The sequence below is a fragment of the Microbacterium sp. Se5.02b genome, from assembly GCF_019464375.1.
GTDB lineage: Bacteria > Actinomycetota > Actinomycetes > Actinomycetales > Microbacteriaceae > Microbacterium.
In genome coordinates, this window is record NZ_CP080491.1 from 3,334,963 (window position 1) to 3,353,269 (window position 18,307).

General features: G+C 66.4%; 17 protein-coding genes and 2 pseudogenes. 5 read left to right on the forward strand and 14 right to left on the reverse strand.

All coding sequences use genetic code 11. The features are described 5' to 3' along the window. Positions 1-15: 15 nt before the first annotated feature. The 3 genes from K1X59_RS16710 to K1X59_RS16720 form a co-directional block, all read right to left on the reverse strand. Positions 16-471 carry a MarR family winged helix-turn-helix transcriptional regulator gene (locus tag K1X59_RS16710; RefSeq protein ID WP_183150866.1) on the reverse strand — a complete coding sequence of 152 codons (456 nt, stop codon included), beginning with the start codon at positions 469-471 and terminating at the stop codon, positions 16-18. A 1-nt stretch (position 472) separates the two neighbouring features. Further along, positions 473-2,188: an MDR family MFS transporter gene (locus K1X59_RS16715; protein WP_244632125.1), complete on the reverse strand. Its 1,716-nt coding sequence runs from the start codon at positions 2,186-2,188 to the stop codon at positions 473-475. A 139-nt stretch (positions 2,189-2,327) separates the two neighbouring features. Next, entirely contained in the window at positions 2,328-2,603 is a 276-nt protein-coding gene (locus K1X59_RS16720) for a helix-turn-helix transcriptional regulator (RefSeq protein ID WP_183150868.1), read from the reverse strand. Between the two features lie 231 nt (positions 2,604-2,834). Here K1X59_RS16720 and K1X59_RS16725 point away from each other — a divergent pair, with 231 nt between their 5' ends. Beyond that, the gene (locus tag K1X59_RS16725; RefSeq protein ID WP_183150869.1) at positions 2,835-3,365 is read left to right on the forward strand and encodes a hypothetical protein; all 531 of its coding nucleotides are present in this window, start codon (positions 2,835-2,837) and stop codon (positions 3,363-3,365) included. A gap of 30 nt (positions 3,366-3,395) precedes the next feature. Next, a complete protein-coding gene (locus K1X59_RS16730; protein WP_183150870.1) occupies positions 3,396-3,977 on the forward strand; it encodes a hypothetical protein in 582 nt (193 codons plus the stop codon). Between the two features lie 140 nt (positions 3,978-4,117). On the opposite strand, the gene trpS is transcribed toward K1X59_RS16730, so the two are convergent. The 3 genes from trpS to K1X59_RS16745 all read right to left on the reverse strand — a co-directional run bounded on the left by trpS (position 4,118) and on the right by K1X59_RS16745 (position 7,708). After that, complete coding sequence (trpS, locus tag K1X59_RS16735; RefSeq protein WP_183150871.1) at positions 4,118-5,158, reverse strand: tryptophan--tRNA ligase; 1,041 nt, start codon at positions 5,156-5,158, stop codon at positions 4,118-4,120. Between the two features lie 162 nt (positions 5,159-5,320). Continuing rightward, positions 5,321-6,448, reverse strand: a complete 1,128-nt coding sequence (aspS, locus tag K1X59_RS16740; protein ID WP_258566900.1) for an aspartate--tRNA(Asn) ligase — start codon at positions 6,446-6,448, stop codon at positions 5,321-5,323. A gap of 312 nt (positions 6,449-6,760) precedes the next feature. Beyond that, entirely contained in the window at positions 6,761-7,708 is a 948-nt protein-coding gene (locus tag K1X59_RS16745; RefSeq protein WP_220173603.1) for a DMT family transporter, read from the reverse strand. Positions 7,709-7,742: 34 nt separating this feature from the next. On the opposite strand from K1X59_RS16745, the gene K1X59_RS16750 reads away from it, so the two are divergent. After that, positions 7,743-8,396 carry a TetR/AcrR family transcriptional regulator gene (locus tag K1X59_RS16750; RefSeq protein ID WP_183150873.1) on the forward strand — a complete coding sequence of 218 codons (654 nt, stop codon included), beginning with the start codon at positions 7,743-7,745 and terminating at the stop codon, positions 8,394-8,396. Between the two features lie 403 nt (positions 8,397-8,799). Here the strand turns inward: K1X59_RS16750 and K1X59_RS16755 are convergent, their stop codons facing one another. The 8 genes from K1X59_RS16755 to K1X59_RS16790 form a co-directional block, all read right to left on the reverse strand. Beyond that, positions 8,800-10,380 (reverse strand): alpha-amylase family glycosyl hydrolase, encoded by a 1,581-nt coding sequence (locus K1X59_RS16755; RefSeq protein WP_183150875.1) that lies wholly within the window; start codon positions 10,378-10,380, stop codon positions 8,800-8,802. Continuing rightward, on the reverse strand, positions 10,377-10,991 hold the full coding sequence (locus K1X59_RS16760) for an SGNH/GDSL hydrolase family protein (RefSeq protein WP_183150876.1): 615 nt from the start codon (positions 10,989-10,991) through the stop codon (positions 10,377-10,379). The genes K1X59_RS16755 and K1X59_RS16760 overlap by 4 nt, the downstream gene beginning before the upstream one ends. Beyond that, positions 10,988-12,139 carry a glycoside hydrolase family 99-like domain-containing protein gene (locus tag K1X59_RS16765; protein WP_183150877.1) on the reverse strand — a complete coding sequence of 384 codons (1,152 nt, stop codon included), beginning with the start codon at positions 12,137-12,139 and terminating at the stop codon, positions 10,988-10,990. Before K1X59_RS16765 ends, K1X59_RS16760 begins: the two co-directional genes overlap by 4 nt. Before the next feature lie 53 nt (positions 12,140-12,192). Further along, positions 12,193-13,341 (reverse strand): galactonate dehydratase, encoded by a 1,149-nt coding sequence (gene dgoD, locus K1X59_RS16770; RefSeq protein ID WP_183150878.1) that lies wholly within the window; start codon positions 13,339-13,341, stop codon positions 12,193-12,195. Continuing rightward, positions 13,338-14,096 (reverse strand): SDR family NAD(P)-dependent oxidoreductase, encoded by a 759-nt coding sequence (locus K1X59_RS16775; protein WP_183150879.1) that lies wholly within the window; start codon positions 14,094-14,096, stop codon positions 13,338-13,340. Before K1X59_RS16775 ends, dgoD begins: the two co-directional genes overlap by 4 nt. After that, complete coding sequence (locus K1X59_RS16780; protein WP_183150880.1) at positions 14,093-14,935, reverse strand: carbohydrate ABC transporter permease; 843 nt, start codon at positions 14,933-14,935, stop codon at positions 14,093-14,095. The genes K1X59_RS16775 and K1X59_RS16780 overlap by 4 nt, the downstream gene beginning before the upstream one ends. Next, positions 14,932-15,738 (reverse strand): carbohydrate ABC transporter permease, encoded by an 807-nt coding sequence (locus K1X59_RS16785; protein WP_183152876.1) that lies wholly within the window; start codon positions 15,736-15,738, stop codon positions 14,932-14,934. Before K1X59_RS16785 ends, K1X59_RS16780 begins: the two co-directional genes overlap by 4 nt. Before the next feature lie 142 nt (positions 15,739-15,880). After that, positions 15,881-17,158 (reverse strand): ABC transporter substrate-binding protein, encoded by a 1,278-nt coding sequence (locus tag K1X59_RS16790; protein ID WP_210274188.1) that lies wholly within the window; start codon positions 17,156-17,158, stop codon positions 15,881-15,883. A gap of 116 nt (positions 17,159-17,274) precedes the next feature. Between K1X59_RS16790 and K1X59_RS16795 the strand changes: the two are divergent. After that, a pseudogene (locus K1X59_RS16795) lies at positions 17,275-17,895 on the forward strand (LacI family DNA-binding transcriptional regulator); the annotation flags it as partial. Next, a pseudogene (locus tag K1X59_RS22960) lies at positions 17,838-18,293 on the forward strand (substrate-binding domain-containing protein); the annotation flags it as partial. The pseudogenes K1X59_RS16795 and K1X59_RS22960, both read left to right, overlap by 58 nt. Positions 18,294-18,307 lie beyond the last annotated feature (14 nt).

Genomic DNA, 18,307 nt, shown 5'->3' on the forward strand with positions numbered 1-18,307 from the left:
CAGCGGGGCTTCGGCTCAGACCTCGGAGAGCAACCGGAAGACCTTGGAGGCCGCGTGGATCTCCTCGGCGGTCAGCTCGTCGATCACGGCCTGCAGCCGGGTGCCGTACTCTCGGCGCACTTCGGCGAGCGCGGTGCAGGCGTGCGGGGTGGCCGTCAGAACCCGAAGCCGACCGTCACGTTCGTCGGGCCGGGACTCGAGCAGCTCCAGTTCCTCGAGCATCCGCACCTGGCGGCTGATGACCGACTTGTCCATCTCGAACCGCTCCGCCAGTTCGTGGGCGTTGGCGGTGCCGGCACGGGCGATGAAGGTCAGCAGCTTGTAACCGGCGACCTGCAGGTCGGGGTGCACGCGCGCCGCCGACTCTCTCCAGAGCGACCTGGTCCTCGCGAAGATGAGGTTCAGGTCGGCCTGGAGATCACCGAGCGCACTGTCGACATCCGTCGAGGCGACCGCTCCCGGGGGCAGCATGTCAGCGGTCCTGGTCCCGATCTTCGCGCTCGAGCACACGCACCGAACCCGTCGTGGGCGATGCGCCCGCGGCAGTCTCGATGCGGATTGCGCCCGTCGAGAGCGACGCTCCGACCTCGGCCTCGGAGACCTCGATCACCGACTCCTCGGCCTGCTCGAGCATCTGCTCGGCGGCGTTCTTCGTCGACAGCGGCTTGTTCTTGATGAACGCGATCGCGATGATGGCGATCACGGCGAGCGGGATGGCGATGATGAACGCGTCGGCGATGCCGTGGCCGTATGCGCCTTCCACAATCGCGCGGATCGTGTCGGGCAGCTGTCCGACCTTGGGGACGTCACCCGAGGCGAGGTGCTTCAGCGCCTCGACCTCGTCAGGCGTCGTCGGCGTGAAGCCGTCGAGCGCATCCGTGATGTAGTTCGCGACGCTCGTTGACAGCAGCGACCCCATCACGGTGACGCCGATGGTGCCGGCGATCGTGCGGAAGAAGTTCACGTTCGACGAGGCCGCACCCAGCTGCTGCGGCGCGGTGTCGTTCTGCACGATGAGCGTCAGGTTCTGCATGACCATGCCGAGTCCGGCGCCGAGGACGAACATGTAGACCGCGACGAGCGGGAACGGGGTGTCGTAGCGCAGGGTGGCCATCAGGCTGACGCCGACGGTCGCGAGGACAGAGCCGGTCAGCATCCAGCCCTTCCACTTGCCGAAGCGGCTGACGAGCTGGCCGATGATGATCGACGCACCCATCTGGCCGATGATCATCGGGATGGTCATGAGGCCGGACTCGGTGGGCGTGGCGCCACGGGCCAGCTGGAAGTACTGCGCGAGGAACACCGAGGTGGCGAACATCGAGACGCCGATGGCGATCGAGGCGATGACCGACAGCGTGAAGGTGCGGTTGCGGAACAGCGACATCGGGACGATCGGTTCCTTGACGAAGAACTCGACTGTGATGAACGCGGCGATCGCGACACCGGCGGTGACGATGAGCATGATGCTCGTCGAGGAGTCCCAGTCGAACTGGTTGCCGCCCATGGAGACCCAGATCAGCAGCGTCGAGACGCCGACGGCGAGCAGCACGATGCCGAAGTAGTCGATCGACACCTTGCTGTCGCGCTGGGGCTTCGGCAGGTGCAGGGTGAACTGCAGCAGCACGAGCGCGAGGATCGCGAACGGGACGCCGACGAAGAAGTTGGAGCGCCAGCCCCACACGTCGGTGAGGAGTCCGCCGAGCAGCGGGCCGCCGATGGTGCCGAGGGCCATGATGCCGCCGACGACGCCCATGTACTTGCCGCGCTCGCGCGGCGAGATGATGAGGGCCACCGCGATCATGACCAGCGACATCAGACCGCCGACGCCGATGCCCTGGATGACACGGACCGCGATGAGCATGTTCGTGTCGGTCGAGAAGCCGGCGATCACCGTGCCGACGGTGAAGAGGATGAGGGAGATCTGGACGAGGACCTTGCGGTCGACCAGGTCGGCGAGCTTGCCCCAGATGGGGGTGGAGACGGCGGTCGCCAGAAGGCTCGCGGTGATGACCCAGGTGTACTGGGACTGGGTGCCGCCGAGGTCGGCGATGATGACCGGCATCGAGGTGGACACGACCGTGCCCGAGAGCACGGCGACGAACATGCCGACGACGAGGCCGGAGATCGCGGTGAAGACCTCGCGGGCCGAGCGCGTCGTCTCGGGAATTGCGGATGGGGTGTTTGTCACGGGGTTGACGCTCCTGCGTAGAAAGTTGATCGAGGTCAACCATACTCCGATAGTTGCGAAAGCGCAACTATCGGATTTGTCCCTCTCCCCGGCCATACACGAGCCACTGCAAGCGTTCCTTCCCGCTCCTCGTCATCGCTCATCCGGCTTCCCCGTCCAAGGGTCGCTCGGTGCTGTCGATGCCCTTGAGCGCGTCGAGGAGCGCTTCGTCGAGGTCGAGTGTGTGGAGGACTCGCATGAGGGTGCTGAGCTTTGGATCCGGGATGTGGGTGGGGTCAGGAGTGGCTTGCTCGAGGCACCGGTATGTCGGAATGGAGCAGTCGATCTTCTCCGCCATCTCTTCCTGGGAGAATCCGCCGGCGTTCCGAAATGCTCGTAATTGCTCGGCGACCAGCGCCAGAACGCGCGATGGCATCAGCGGCCTCCCCCGTGTTGCACGACCAAGAGAGAGCGCATGATTTCATGCGCTCCTCAGGAAGTCCAGAAGCTGCGTCTTCTGGACTTCCTCGAATGAGGACGAAGGATGAAGACATGTTGCTACGAGTCGCAGCTTTGGAGAGCATTCGCGCCGGCCGAGTGCTGTCTTGTCGGAGACGATGGGTTGAAGGGGCCCGCAGTCCCCTCCGGCACGACGAATGGACCTGACATGCAACGGCAACCGGCAAACCCGAGCGACCTTCTCGCCCAGCGGAATGAGCAGGAGGCGATGATGTATGACGCTGATGCTCGTATCTACGAGCTCGCGACGCCGGCCTGGCCCGCACGGCTTCTCGATTTCCCGCTCCACGTCCCTGTCTCCTATGTGTGGACAGGTTTCTGGAGCACCCCAGATGGTCAGCGCGCACCCGGCCGGCCTGCGGTCACGATCGCGACAGCGAACCGCTCCGGTACCGCAATGCTCCTCGAGCGTCTTGGTCTTGCCCACCCCCTGACAGTCTCGACAGGTCACACCGTGCGCTTCCTCGGGCGCCCCACGGTGCGCGAGGAAATCTTCAATAGCGACGGCACCGGTGATGCGCTGGCAGTGTTCGAGGACGAAGACACCACAGTGGCCGTCGTTGCTCGTTCCCTCACTGCCCTGCCACCCCAGATCACGGTCCGACCTATGGGTGACCGCGATGGGCTCGTGGAGGAATGGAAAGCACTGTGGGGTCCATACCCCACAGCTAAGAAGTGAGGACTGTGCTCCTCACGAGAAGGAGGAACGATGAAGATCCACAAGTCAGCTGTCAGTGCCGCAGGAGCGACACTGTTCGCATTGGCTCTCTGGGTGCCGACGGCAGCGCAGGCAACCACCACTGGCCCCATCGACGTGGTCGACGAGACCGAATCGCCGGTGACGCTCGCTCCCATGACGATCGACTGCGAGACGTTCAGTGAGAGCGATCGACAACGAGCGATCAGCGAGGGCATCAACCTGTGCGGGGCACTGTCAGGTGATGGCTCGACAAACGCCGAGAAAGCACAGACCGTGGGAGACTGCGGCGTCTCATCAATCTACGTCGACCGGAACTCGGGCGGAAACCTGCGGATCTCCTACGGCCTGCACTCCACCGCAGGTCCGATCATCGCCCGTTCAGTCACCGCAACCTGGGGACCATTTGACACCGGATCAAACTACGACCTAGGCCCTGTCGGGCAAGAAAGCTACTCCAACTCCCTCACCGGCGCCTCAGTCCCTCGCGGCGCCATAGGCGGCGGCACCCTCCGCGGTAGCGTCACCATCGCAGGGTGGACCTTCACCTGCGACATCGTCGCCGACGACCCCGTCCACCCACTCAACCCCTGACCGGGGATGTGTTGAGACAGGAGCGCGCCCCACGCCTGGCCGTATTGCGGGTGCGAGGCGCATTCTCATGATCGAACACCTGGATCCCGATTCGCGTCAGCACGGGTCGGATCACGATAGCCACGCTCCTCTACGTTCGCTCAGTACACCGTACCCATCGCGTCGCGCACCTGCGCGAGCGTGGCCTCCGCCACCGCTGCGGCACGCGCATTGCCCTGCCGCAGGACCGACTGCACAAGACCCACGTCCGCGGCGAGCTCTCGGCGGCGCTCCCGAAGCGGTGCGAGGAATTCGTTCACCGCAGCGGCCGTCACTGCCTTCAGTGCACCGCTGCCTCCATCCCCGATGCTGCCCGCCAGCTCCTCCGGCGAAGTATTCATACACAGAGCGGCTGTCGACAACAGCGCCGAGACTCCTGGGCGCAGTCCGGGATCGAACGTGATGCGTCTCTCGTGATCCGTTCGCGCGCGACGGATGACCGCTACGGTCTCATCGGGCGTCATCGACAGGGCGATCGCGTTGCCGTAGCTCTTCGACATCTTCCGGCCGTCCAGACCCGGCACTTCCGGAGCGGCGGCGATCAGCGGCTCAGGAACGGGGAAGGTCGCCCCGTACCGCTCGTTGAACCTCCGGGCGATCACCCGTGTCATCTCCACGTGCGGAAGATTGTCCTTCCCCACAGGAACGAGGTTGCCCTTGCAGAAGAGAATGTCCGCAGCCTGGTGCACCGGGTACGTGAGCAGCAGGCCGCTCAACGCACGGCCTGAAGCCTCGGCCTCCGCCTTGACAGTCGGGTTCCGATGCAACTCCGCCTCCGTGACGAGGCTGAGGAAAGGCACGAGCAACTGGTTCAGAGCGGGTATCGACGAATGCGTGAAGATCGTCGTCCGCGCGGGATCCATCCCCGCGGCGAGATAATCGAGCACCGCCCCGTAGACGTTCTCCCGCACATTCGCCATGGTGTCCCGGTCCGTGATGACCTGATAGTCGGCCAACACGAGGAACGTCTCCACACCGCCCTGCTGCAGACGCACGCGCTCTTCGATGGTCCCGAAGTAATGCCCCAGATGTAGCGGCCCGGTCGGCCGCTCGCCGGTGAGCACCCGGAATCTCTCCGGGTGCTCACCGACGGCAGCCGAGACTTCCTTCGAGCGCTGCGCAGTGGCGATGAATGACTCCATGTGTCTCTCCCAGATGATCGGGAGCCACACGGAGTTCTCTGGTGCTGCCACGAACTGCCGTGCAGCCCGTGAACATGCTTCAACCGGCCGCTATCGCAGCCACCACCATGCGGAGCGGTTGAAGTTCATGGATCGATGCTATCGCGCTGTTCGGTCACAGCGTCAGGGCGAGAGACGATGCAGGTCGCGCGGGAAGAGTGTCACCTCACGGATGTTCGACGCCTCGATCAGGCGCGACACCCAGCGCTCCAGGCCGATCGCGAAGCCACCGTGCGGCGGCATGCCGTGGGCGAACGCCGACAGGTAGGCGGCGTAGGCATCCGGGGACTCGCCGCGCTCCTCGATGGCGGCGATGTAGTCGGAGTGCCGGTGCAGCCGCTGCCCACCGGTGACGAGCTCCAGGCCGCGGAAGATCAGGTCGAAGCTATTGCTCCACCGCGGGTCGTCGGGCTGCGGGTGCGTGTAGAAGGGCCGCTTGCGCATCGGGTACCCCTCCACCGCGAGCACGTCGCTGCCGTGCGTCTCCCGTGCCCACTCGCCGAGTGCGCGCTCGTGCGAAGGCGCCAGGTCGGGTTCGTCGTCGGGAGCGCCGACCAGTTTCAACGCATCGCGGAAGTGGATCACGGGGATCTCGTCCGGGATCGCCGGGAGCGCCACGTCGAGGCGCTTGAGCGCGTCGGGGGTCTCAGCGCGCATGCCGTCGACCATCCCGCGCAGCACCTGGTGCAGCACGGTGAGCACATCGCGGTGGTCACGGATGAACCCGAGCTCCGCGTCGAGCGACACGTACTCGGCGAGGTGCCGCACGGTGTCATGAGGCTCCGCGCGGAACACCGGCCCCGTCTCGTAGACGCGCTCGAAGACGCCGACGAGCTGCTGCTTGAAGAACTGCGGGCTCTGGGCGAGGTAGGCCCTCGAGCCGAAGTACTCGACGGGGAAGACGTTCGCCCCCGACTCGGTCACGCTGTCGACGAGCTTGGGCGTCTGGATCTCGGTGAACCCCGCGGCGTCGAGCGTGCGCCGGAACCCACGCAGGCTCGCCGCCGCGAGTTCCCATTTCGCGCGCTGCACCGGGTGCCGCCAGGTCACCGCGGCGTGGTCGAGCACGGTGGGAAGAGCCGCATCGAGAGCAGGGCGCCACAGCTCGACGACCGGAGTGCGAGCCGGCTCCGAGAGCAGGGAGATCATGGGCGCCGTCACCTCGATGCCGCCGGGGGCGTGCGGGTTCGCCGTCGCCGTGCCGTCGATGCGCACGACGGTCTCCTCGCCGGGGAGCCCCTCGGTGGGCACCTCCCCGGGCGGAGCACGACCTGCGCGAGCCCCGAGCGGTCGCGGACGATCAGGAACGACACCTTCGCGAGCTCGCGGCGGCGATGGACGTGACCCATGAGGGTGACTCTCGCGCCCGGAGGCGCGTCGGGAAGGTGAGCGGCGAGCGTGCGGGCGGGGTCGGATGGCGACATGATTCCTCCAGGTGGCGAAAGCCCTGGAGGTGCGGGCGGGGGCTAGATCGCGGTGCCACCACACCTTCGCCGATCGCTCATCGGCCTCTCGTCGATCCGCCGGACGCGCGGGAACTGCCTGCCCGAGGGCGGAGGGGCGTCACTTCCTCGCAGATACCGCGGCCATCGTAGCATCGCGGTCGGAGTCGGCTCCTCCCCGCGCCTCACTCACGAGCACGGCGGCCACGCCGGCCGCGCACAACCCGAACCCGAGGACGGTCACCGGGGTGAGGGGCTCGCCGAGGAGGAGGGCGCCCGCCGCCGCGGTCGTGGGCGCGATCAGGAAGAGCAGTGCGTTCAGCGCCGTGATCCCGACCCGGCGCAGCAGCCACCAGTAGAGGCCGTACGCCGCGAGCGTCGGGAACGCCGCGGCGAATCCGGCGGCGAGCCAGAACGACGCGGAGGCCGGCGGCACGAGGTCGCCCGAGACCACGGCGACGAGGATGAGCGCCGCCGCTGTCGCCGTCACGTGGATGGTCAACGTGACGAGCGTTCCCGTGCGCGATGCGGACCGCCGCTGCAGGAAGGTGCCGACGATCAGGCAGGCCATCGCCGCGGCCGGCCAGAGATAGGCCGCCGGATGCGCGCCGGAGCCTTCGAGCTGGGAACGGACGACGAGCACGACACCGACCGCACCCGCCAGGAGCCCCGCCCATTGTGCTCCGCGTACGCGCAACCCGAGCAGCGGCCCGACGAGCACGGCGACGACGAGCGGCTGCACGGCGTCGATCAATGCCGTCGTCCCCGCTGCGACCCCCGAGGCGATGGCCGCGTACACCGCGGTGCAGTAGCCGAACTGGGCGAACAGTCCGATGAGCGCCTGGCGCCGGACGTCCGCACTCGTGACGCCGCGCGCCGCACGGGTGAGCCCGACGACGACGAGCAGGACAGCGGCGAGCGGGACGAAGCGCCAGACGAGGAGCGCCAGCGGCGAGATCTCGGCGGGGGCCATGGCGGGTACGAGGAAGCCGGAGCTCCAGCTCAGGACGAAAGCTGCGGATGCGGCTACCGTGACGCCGACCCGAAGTATACCGATCTGTTTACTCATCGCCATCACTATACAGGTTGGTATACTTCTTGTCATGGCCGTCCCCGTTCCCGAACTCTCCCCGCTCACTCCGGGCGCCTCCCGCGTGCTCGACGCCGCATCGCAGCTCTTCTACGAGCGGGGCATCCATGCGGTGGGGGTCGACACGATCGCGGACGCGGCAGGCGTCACCAAGAAGACGCTGTACGACCGCTTCGGCTCCAAAGAGGCGCTGGTCGTCTCGTACCTGCAGCACCGCGACGCCCGATGGAGGGCGCACGTGGCCGAGCACCTCTCCCGCGTGCCCGAACCCGGAGCCGACCGGGTGCTCGCCGTCTTCGATGCAGCGATCACATGGTCGGACGAGAACAGCCCGAAAGGGTGCAGCGCGATCAATGCGCGCGCCGAGATCGGCGACGGGCACGACGGACACCCCGTCTTCCCCGAGGTGGCTCGACAGAAGGCCTGGCTCCTCGACCTGTTCACGTCGCTGTGCCGTGAAGCGGGCTGCGCGGATGCCGTGCTCACCGCGCAGGCGATGATGCTGCTGTACGAGGGCGCGATCGTCACGGTCGGCATGGAGACGTTCGCCCAGCCGTTCGAGGTGGCCAGGCGCCTGGCGGTCTCGATGCTGGAGAACGACGGCGCGGCACGACGCGACGAGGTCGAGCCCACGCACCGCGGAGGATCCGCGGGAGCAGTCGTGTGAGCTCCGGGTCGCCGTATCGAGGAGGCCTCGTTCTCCGCTAGCTCGTTGAGGGATGACACCAGGTCGTCCCATGCGGCATCCGCCTGCTCGGCCGACACCCCACCCTGCTCGAGCAGCGTCGGGTACTGCCCGTACGCGTCATCGATCGACGTGCACGCCGCCTGCACATCGACGCTCAGAGCGTCGCCGGCCAAGTGCGTGACCTGCGAGCAGCCGGTCAGAGCTGCGACGGCGAGCGCACCGGTGGCGAGGAACAGGGGAGACGGCGTCTGGGCGGCGCACACCCCGAGAGTACCGAACCGACTGGACCGGGGTTGATCTGCGCCGAGTCAGCGTCCCGGCTGCACGAACCACGCTGCCTCGCCGGGAGCGAGTTGATTCGTGAATCCCAGCCCCGAGGAGGTCAGGATGCACTCCCCACCCCCATCTCCGTTCCAGATTTCGTCCCCCAGGTTTGCGACCACACGGATGTCCGCGACCGAGAAGTCCAGCGTGTCGTCGCGGGATGAGTTCCAGTGAAGCGGGCCACGATCGAGTGCGTGCGCACGGCGCTGACGAATCGCCGTCGTGTAGAGAGAAAGGAACGACTGGTCGTCACCGACCTGCTCCTGTCGCGCGAAGCTCGCCCACTTATGAGGCTGCGGCAACCACGATGCTCCCGACCGGCTGAACCCGAAGGCAGGTCGGTCCGATGCCCACGGCAACGGCACCCTGCTGCCGTCACGGCCGACGACGCGCCCTGCGGAGCGTTGGAACGTGGGGTCTTTTCGCGCGGAGTCGGCGATCTCCGCCTCCGGAAGCCCCAGCTCCTCCCCTGGTACACGTAAACGGATCCGGGCAGAGCCATCACGACCGCGGCGGCGGCGCGCGCGAGACGCTCGCCGCGGATCGGATCCATCTCGGCGATGTCCGTCGGATTCAGACCACGCCCCGGCCTCGGCGGATGTGACGCACCGAGCCGGGTCCGGACACGGACAACGTCGTGATTCGAGAGGACCCACGACGGCGATGCACCGACATCGACCATCGCCTCGATCGCCTCGTCGATGCGGGACCGAATCTCGTGAGCGTTCCACGTCGCCTCCAGCAGATCGAAGTTGAACGCCTGATGGAGCCGTCCGGGGGCTACCCATTGCGCCAGTGCTGCCGGGGGGCTCGCCCACGCCTCCGCAACGAACATGACCTGGTTTCTTCGACGCTCCACGTGCTGACGCCAGCCTTCGAAGATCTCGAAGACCCCGGGCTGACGCCAGTAAGGACGGCTGGCGAACGGACTGTCATCCGTGAGCTCGGCGTCGGGGAATTCCTCATCCTTGACGAGACCATGCGCGACGTCGATGCGGAAGCCGTCGATCCCGCGATCGAGCCAGAAGTCGAGGACGCCGAGGAAGTCGGCTCGGACATCGGCAGACGACCAGTTCAGGTCCGCCTGAGTGCGGTCGAACAGGTGGAGATACCACCAGTCGTCCGGCCACCGCCCGTCGTGCTCGCGCACTCTCGACCATGCACTGCCGCCGAACTCCGACTCCCAGTTGTTCGGCGCAGCACCCTGGTCGGATCCAACGCCGCGGCGGAAGTGGAATCGGCTGGCGGCAGCGCTCGACGGACCCTCGTCGAGAGCCTTCCGAAACCATGCATGGTCGGTGGAGACGTGGTTCGGAACGAGGTCGATCAGAACGCTGATCCCTGCCGCGTGTGCATCGCGGACGATCCCGTCGACATCGTCGAGCGTTCCCAGAACCGGATCGACCGCGCAATAGTCCGCCACGTCATATCCGCCGTCCCGCTGCGGGGACGCATAGAAGGGGGAGAGCCAGATGGCACTCACCCCCAGATCGACCAGGGCCGGCAGGCCCGCCCTCAGCCCGGCCAGGTCGCCGATCCCGTCACCGTCGCTGTCGAGGAAGGAGCGCGGATAGACCTGGTAGATCACGGACCAGTCCGCGTCGTACGGATGACCCTGCGCCTCTCCCCGCAGGGTCATCGTGCTGTGCCCGCGGGGAGGACCTCGGCGATCCAGGCGGCAGCGAGCGTGTCGAACCCGGCAGCGGTGGGATGCACGCCGTCGAAGGCGAGGTCCATCGGTGCGCACGCGCTCATCTCCATCGCGGACTGCGCGTCGACGATCGCAGCACCCACGCGTCGTGCAGACGCGCGTTCCACCTCGATCTTCGGGCCGAGATCGTCGATCAGCCACTCCCCTTGGCCTGGAGCGACCGGAAGCAGGAACGGCGTCATCACGACCACCCGGGCGACACTGCGGAGACGGTCGACAAGCGCGTCGAACGCCGCAGTGAACGCCTCGAGAGGCACCGGCGCATCGCTGTCGTAGCGACGCCACGTGTCATTGACGCCGACCATGATCGACACGAGATCGGGCGCGAGCTCGATGCAGTCGGATTCGACTCGCCTCAGGACGTCGGCAGCCTGGTCTCCGTTCACTCCGCGGTTGAGAACCTCCACGTCGAGCCCCCGTTCGGTCACGGCGTGAGCGATCCGGCTCACATAGCCGTCGCCGGTCGGAGGGCCCCCTGTCGTGCGGCCGGAGTCGGTGACGCTGTCTCCGAGGAAGACCCACCGTTCGCGAGCGGTCATGCGCGATCATTCCTCGTGCCGAACACGCGCCGGACAGCCTCCAGGAAGCCGAGTCCGTGGTGGGTGTCCGGGAGCAGCGACGACCCCTCGGTCCATTCGTTCCACGCGTTCACGGTGATCACAGGATGCGCGACCCCGTGCGCTTCGACGAACTGGGCGGCGCGGCGCAGACCCGCCTCGAACTCGTCGGGAGTCGGATCCCAGATCGGCATCCACGGATACTCTCCGCGCACGAAGGGCACGGACTGATCGGTGCGTGGGCTGGGATCCCATCCCACGGTCACGTTGGGGTGGAAGGGCACAGGCAGGGATTCTGCGTACTTCTCGTACTCCGCGAACGCCGTGTCCCGCAGGAGGGCGATGTCGGCGTGGTGGAGATCGAAGTCCTCGACGTCGGCATGGTGCACCCAGACGTACGACGATGCCGATGCGAAGTCGAGCTCGAGGAGCGCCTCCGCCGGGTCATCGATCATGACGGCCGCCGGCAGCACGCCGAATCCCCAGACGACCGCGTCCAGGTGCAGTCCGGCGTGTCCCGCTTCGATGCAGCGGTCGCGGAACGACGCGAGCGCATCGGCTGTTCCCTCGATCCCGCCGAGTCCCTCCAGCAGGTTGCCGATCTCGTAGATCGAGAACCACGGCTTCCCGTCGACCTTGAGGTAGTTCTCCTGAGAGAAGTAGTGCTCGATCACATGATCGACCATCCGGTCGAAGGCTTCCCGGTCGATGGCCCCGTCGAGCATCAGCGGCGCGTCCAGCGTCGTCGGATCATGCGACGGGAAGTTGTCTCGCAGTTGATGATTCGCCCACATCAGGGCGAACTCGACATCGTTCGCGTTCGGTGCGCCGAGGAGCCCCCTGTCGAGCGCTCCGTTGAGGTACGGCCCATCGCGATACCAGTAGAAGTCGACGAGGAATCCGTCGACGCCATAGTTGCGTGCGAGCGCGATCTGCGTCGCCGCGTCGCGAGGATCCGCCTCGTCGAGTTCTCCCAGTGCCGAGACGCGGGGCTGACGATGGCCGGAGAAGCGCGGCTTCGCCGCACGCAGCAGCTCCCACTCCGTCCAGTTCTCGCCGAACCACACATCGTTGCGAGGGTCGGCGTGCCAGTCCGGGAAGTAGTAGGCCAAGATCTTCGGGCGCGACAAGGTTTCTCTCCTGTTCGGGTGATGAAGGGCTGATGCTGGTCGGATCCTGCGCGTCACCACGGCGCGCGGGATCCGTCTGGCTTGCGAAGAAGGGGGATCCTCCAGTCGTGCGGTGACCGGGACGCATGGCGCACCGCTTCCTCGTCGATCTGCACCCCGAGCCCCGGCCCGAGCGGCAGAGCGAAATGGCCGTCCTCCATCTCGAACACGGCGGGGTCCTCGACGAGCGAGAGGAATCCGGTACGTGCGCCGTACGAGGAGTGGATCAGCTGTTCCTGAAGCAGGAAGTTGGGCACCGCGAAGTCGAGGTGGAGTGCCGAGGCGAGCGCGATCGGCCCCAGCGGACAATGCGGGGCGAGAGGGACTCCGAACATCTCCGCGAGCGCTCCGATGCGACGAACTTCCGATATGCCTCCGGCATGGCTGGGGTCAGGCTGAGCCACTCCGAGTCCCGCCCGGAGCAGAGGATCGAACTCTGCCCGCGAGTAACGGCGCTCGCCGGCGGCGATGGGGATGGCCGTCGATTCGATCACCGCCTTGAGAGCGTGCTCGTGTTCCGGCGCGATGGGTTCCTCCGCGAACAACAGGCCGAAGTCGGCGAGGTGCCGCAGCACCCGGATGGCGTCGGCCGGAGCGAGCTTGCCGTGGAAGTCGACCGCGAGATCGACGTCGCCGCCGATCGTCGCGCGGACCGTCGAGACCCGATCCACGACGTCGCGGATCTGGGCGGGAGACGCGAAGGTGTCAAGAGGACCGGCGGCCGGCGCGATCTTCACGGCTGTCATCCCGCGACCGACGGCGGCAGCGGCCTCGTCGGCCAACTCGGGAAGAGTGTCGCCGTGCACCTGGGCGTATGCGCGCACCCTGTCTCGCACATGTCCACCCAACAGCGCGTGCACCGGTTGCCCGTAGGACTTCCCGGCGATGTCCCACAGGGCCTGATCGATTCCGGCGAGCGCCGCCTGCGCGATCGCGCCTCCGTTGTAGAACTGCGAGCGGCCCAGCGTCTGCCAATGGTCTTCGATGCGCAGCGGATCGAGTCCGATGAGGTATTCGAACGCTTCGCTCACGGCGGCAGCTACGGTCGACGCGCGCCCCTCGATGATCGGCTCGCCCCATCCCACGATGCCGGCGTCGGTACCCACTCGCAGGAACTGCCAGTTCGGCCCGACTTGGAAGAGTTCGAAGTCAGTGATCCTCATGAACCCGCCCTCCCCCAGATCGATGCCCCCGAGTCCACGACGACGGTCTGCCCCGTTATGCCTTGCGCGTCCGCAGAGGCGAGGAAGGCGACGGTCGCAGCGACGTTCTCCGGGGTGGTCGCCCGCCCAGCCGGCGACGTCTCTCGCCACGATCGCCGGACGCTGTCATCCAGAGCAGCCCAGGCCTCCGTCTCGACGACGCCGGGGGCCACCGTGTTGACGCGAACCCGGCCCGCGAGGTCCACTGCCAGTTGACGGGCGAGTCCCACCATGCCCGCCTTCGCGGCCGCGTATGCAGGGACGCCGGGAAAACCCTGGACCGCGTGGATCGACGATGTGAAGACGATCGCGGCGTCGGTCGATCGAACCAGTGCGGGCAGCGTCGCCTTCACCGCGAGGAAGGCCGAGCCGAGATTGAGGTCGAGCTGTGCGCTCCACGCGTCAGGGGTCCCGTCGATCGGCGCGGCCTCCGTTCGACCTGCGTTGTGGTGCAGCACGTCGAGACCACCGCCGAAGGCGACAGCCTGCTCCGTCGCCGCGACCCACTCGTCTGGTCGAGTGACGTCGAGACGGATCGCGACCGCGGAACGTCCGCCGATGGAGGCAGCGAGAGCTTGTGCCGCTTCGAGGTCGATGTCGGCGATAGCCACCCGTGCGCCCTCATCGACGAAGCGCCGACACACTGCCGCCCCGATACCGCTGGCACCTCCCGTGATCAATGCGGTTCTTCCGTGAAAGCGTGCGATACCGGTCACTTGACGCTCCCTCCGAGGAACCCGGAGATGATCCGGCGCTGGGCGAACATGAAGAGGATGAGAAGCGGTGCACTCGTGAACACCGCATGCGCGAAGATCAGGTTCCAGTTGAGCTCGTACTGGTTGGCGCTCGCGAAGTTGAACAGTCCGAGCGGCAGAGTCGCGTTGACGGGATCCGGCAGCAGGAAGTACGCGTAGAAGAAGTCGTTCCAGATCCCGAGAGCCAGGAACACACCGGACGTGAGCAGAACCGGCCGCAATGACGGGACGATGATGTGCCAGAAGACACGGAGAGTTCCCGCGCCGTCGAGCTGCGCGGCTTCTTCGAGCGAGTACGGGATGGCCTTCACGAATCCGGTCATGAGGAAGATGGCCACCCCCATGTAAGCCCCGCAGTAGAAGAGGACCAGACCGACCGGTCCGCCGTACAGGCCCGTGGCCTGGAGCACACGGATCGTCGTGATGATCGACGGGGGAAGCAGGATCCCGGCCACGGCCACGTAGTAGAGAGCCTGGATCGTGCGCGCCTTCCCTCGCGCGAAAACCCATGCCGCCATGGCACCGAAGAACAGGGTGAGCAGGATCGCCGGAACGGTGATGAGGATGCTGTTCAGCAGTCCCATCAGGCCGTTCCCGTCGGTCACCACACGCGTCAGGTTCTCCCAGAGCACGAAAGGTTCAGGGAAGTCGAGCGACACGCGTTTCGCCTGTTCGCCCGACTTCGACGCGGTGACGAGAGCGAGGTAGAAGGGCATTCCGATGAGCACGATCACGCCGACCCACAGCACGAGATCGAGACCGACGGATCGTGTGATCCGAGCGCGGCGCGCGGACGTCATTGTTCGATTTCCCTTCGACGGAGGTAGGCCACGAGTGGGATCGCGATGACGACGATCACGACGAACAGCAGCAGCGTCATCGCGGTGGAGCGTCCGAACGCACCGAACCCGAACTGTTGGAAGACGAACATGTTCAGCACCTGGGTGCTGCCGCCTGGACCGCCCTGAGTGGTCGCGAGGATCACGTCGATGCCGCTGAGCGCGCCGATGACGGTGAGGACCAGATTGATCGTGAAGGCCGGGGCGAGCAGCCGCCAGCGGACCGAGAAGAACGTCTTCCAATACCCCGCGCCGTCCAGAGTCGCCGCTTCCGTGTACTCCTGCGGGATCGCCGAGAGACCAGCGAGATAGATGAGCGCGCTAAGGCCGAAGAACTTCCACGCATGGATCGCCGCGAGCCAGACGATCGTCCATTCCGGCGACCCGAGCCACTCCACGCGCACCTCGGTGCTGCTCAGAAAGGACAGGACCTCGTTCAAGACGCCTTCGTAGGAGAGTATTCCTTTGAAGATGTAGCCCGCCGCGAGCGGCGACAGGAGCACGGGGATGAAGATGAGCACCCGCATCGCCCGGTGCGCTCTGGTGGGTCTCTCCAGACCGAGCGCGAACGCGAGAGCAAGCACGTTCTGGAAGATCGCCACGCACACGGCGTAGACGAGGGTCACGCGGAGCGCCTGCCCCAGCGCCCCTCCGCTCATGAGGCTGGTGAAGTTGTCGAAGCCGACGAAGTTCACGTCCGGCCGGAATGAATTCCAGTCGGTCCAGGCGTACACGAAGTTGAGTGCGTTTGGCACCACGTACATGAACAGCAAGAGTGCGAGGGGGATGACGAGAAGCAGCGTCTGCGAGCGCCGCGCGCTGTGAGCGCGACGAGGTGTGCGGTGAACCACAGTGTTCCGTTCTTCGGACCGGATGGGGCGCACAGCGCCCCATCCGGTGCACCACTCAGAAGCCGGGGATCCCGGCGATCTTCGCGTTGTCCACGAAGGTCGTCTGCATCTGCGTCGCGACCTCCTCGGCTGTGAGCGAGCCGATCAGGAGTTGCGAGATCAGGGTATCGAGGCCGGACGGGCTCGAGAGCGCTCGCATTCCGTCGCTCGGGATGCCGTCTCCTGTGAACGACGCAGCGACCTCCTGCTGGAGCGGCGAGACACCCTCGGGATCGGCGACTCCGTCGATCACCGACGGCTCTTTCGTCATCTCCAGGTACTGCGGGTAGCCGTCACCCGTGGTGACCCACTCGATGAAGTCGCGCGCGGCAGACTCTTTCGCCTCGTCGCCGGTCTTCGCAGCTTGGATCGAGGTGAGGTTGGATGTCTGCCACATCACCTTGCCCGATTCGTTCGGCAATCCGAAGAAGCCGAGGTTGTCGGTGTCGCCCGTCAGCGACGGCAGCATCCAGGACGCCTGGATCACCATTGCGACGTCGCCGCTCTGCAGCTTCGCCGCCTGGTCCGCGAACGTCGCGGTCTTCCAGTCCGCGTTCGAGTATCCGTCGTCGACGAGGGACTTCTCCCACTCCAAGGCCTCGATGACCGCGTCGCTGCTGTCGTAGCCGGCTTCGTTCGCGTTGAGGTCATCGACGAATCCGGCATCGACAGCGTCCGTCAGCGCTGTGATGTACGGCAGCTGCAGGGTCCAGGTGTCACCCCCGGCGATCGCGACGCCGTCGATACCCTGCTCCTGGAAGGTTTCGAGCGCAGCCGCGAACTCCTCCGCGGTCTCCGGAACGTCGACGCCCGCCTCGGCAAACACGTCTTTGTTGTAGAAGACGCCGAAGACGGACGGGAACCCGGTGGTTGCCGTGTAGTGGACTCCGTCGAGGGTGCCGGAGTCCGCGAGACCGAACAGCGTCTTCGAGACGAACGGCATATCGGACAGGTCCTGGAGGTTCTTCTTCGCGTCGAGCTGGCTGAGGAACAGGTTCGACGACTGCCCGAAGAGGATGTCGGGACGCTGCCCCGTGGTCCACTTGGTCATGACGTTCGCCTCGAACCCGTCGGGGATGGTCACGAACTCCATCTCCACGCCGCTCTCTTCCGCGTAGGCGTCGAGAATGTCTTTGGTCGCCTGTGGCGTCGACTGGGCGCCCCAGACGGTCAAAGTGGTGGCCTCGTCGCCAGCGGGCTGGTCGCTTGCGCACGCGGAGAGTGACGCGGCAGCGACGCCGACCACCGCCAGTGCGGTCAAGCTCTTTCCGTACTTCAATGCGGTGCCTTTCATCGGGAGTCGTCTTCGACTCGTGAGTGCGGAACATTGGTGAACCGTTTCACCGTATGCTAGCTCACAGAGGTTCGCAACCGCTAGCCTGATGTGAATCTCCAGACGAAGAGGACACCATGACGAACGCGACGATCCGCGATGTCGCACACGCGGCAGGAGTCTCCGTCGGCACCGTCTCCAACTTCCTCAACGACACCAAGCCCATCGCACCAGACACCCGACAGCGGATCGAGGAGACGATCGCTCGTCTCGGCTTCGTGCCCAACAACGCGAGCCGTGTCATGCGCGGCCATCGGAGCCTGGCTATCGGGCTCATCGTTCCCGACTCCCCCGATCCGTTCTTCACGGATCTGGCCAGGGGCGTCGAAGACAAGGCTCGGGAGTCCGGCTACGTGGTCGTCGCCTGCAACACCGACGGCATCGACGCCAGGGAGATCAGCTACGTGCGGGCCCTGACGGAGATGAGGGTCGCCGGCGCGATCGTCATGCCGACGTCGCTGGCGACGGTCGCCCCCCACCTGCAGCGGCTCCGGCAGTCGGGTGGACGATTCGTCCTTCTCGGAGAAGCGTCCTCGGACATCGATGCCTGCACGATCGCCTTCGACGACTTCGCCGGCGGGCGGGCTGCGGCAGACCATCTGCTGGCCCTCGGCCATCGCGAGATCCTGTTCGTGGGCGGGCCGGGCGGCGAACGCCAGATCTCAGAGCGCCTGGCCGGAGCACGCGCAGCGCTGGAGGCCGCTGGACTGGACCCCGGGCGATGCAACGGATCGACGCCGCCGGCTCCAGCATCCTGCAACGGACCGAGGTCGGCGACCGCATCCTCGATCTTCCACAGCGCCCCTCGGCGTTGTTCTGCGCGAACGACTCCCTCGCACTCGCCGTGCAAGGCGCCCTCCTGCGCCGCGGGGTCCTCGTGCCCGACGACATCGCCATCGTCGGGTACAACAACATCGACCAGACGCAGCTGTCCCCCATTCCGGTGACGACCATCTCCACGCCGCGATACGACATGGGAACCCTTGCCGCCTCGCTGCTGCTCGCCGAGTTCGACGCAGACCACCGGCATTCCCACACCGTCATGGACACGCACCTCGTGGTCCGGGAATCGACGACCGCGAGCCCCACCCGCTAGGCGGGACTCGCGGA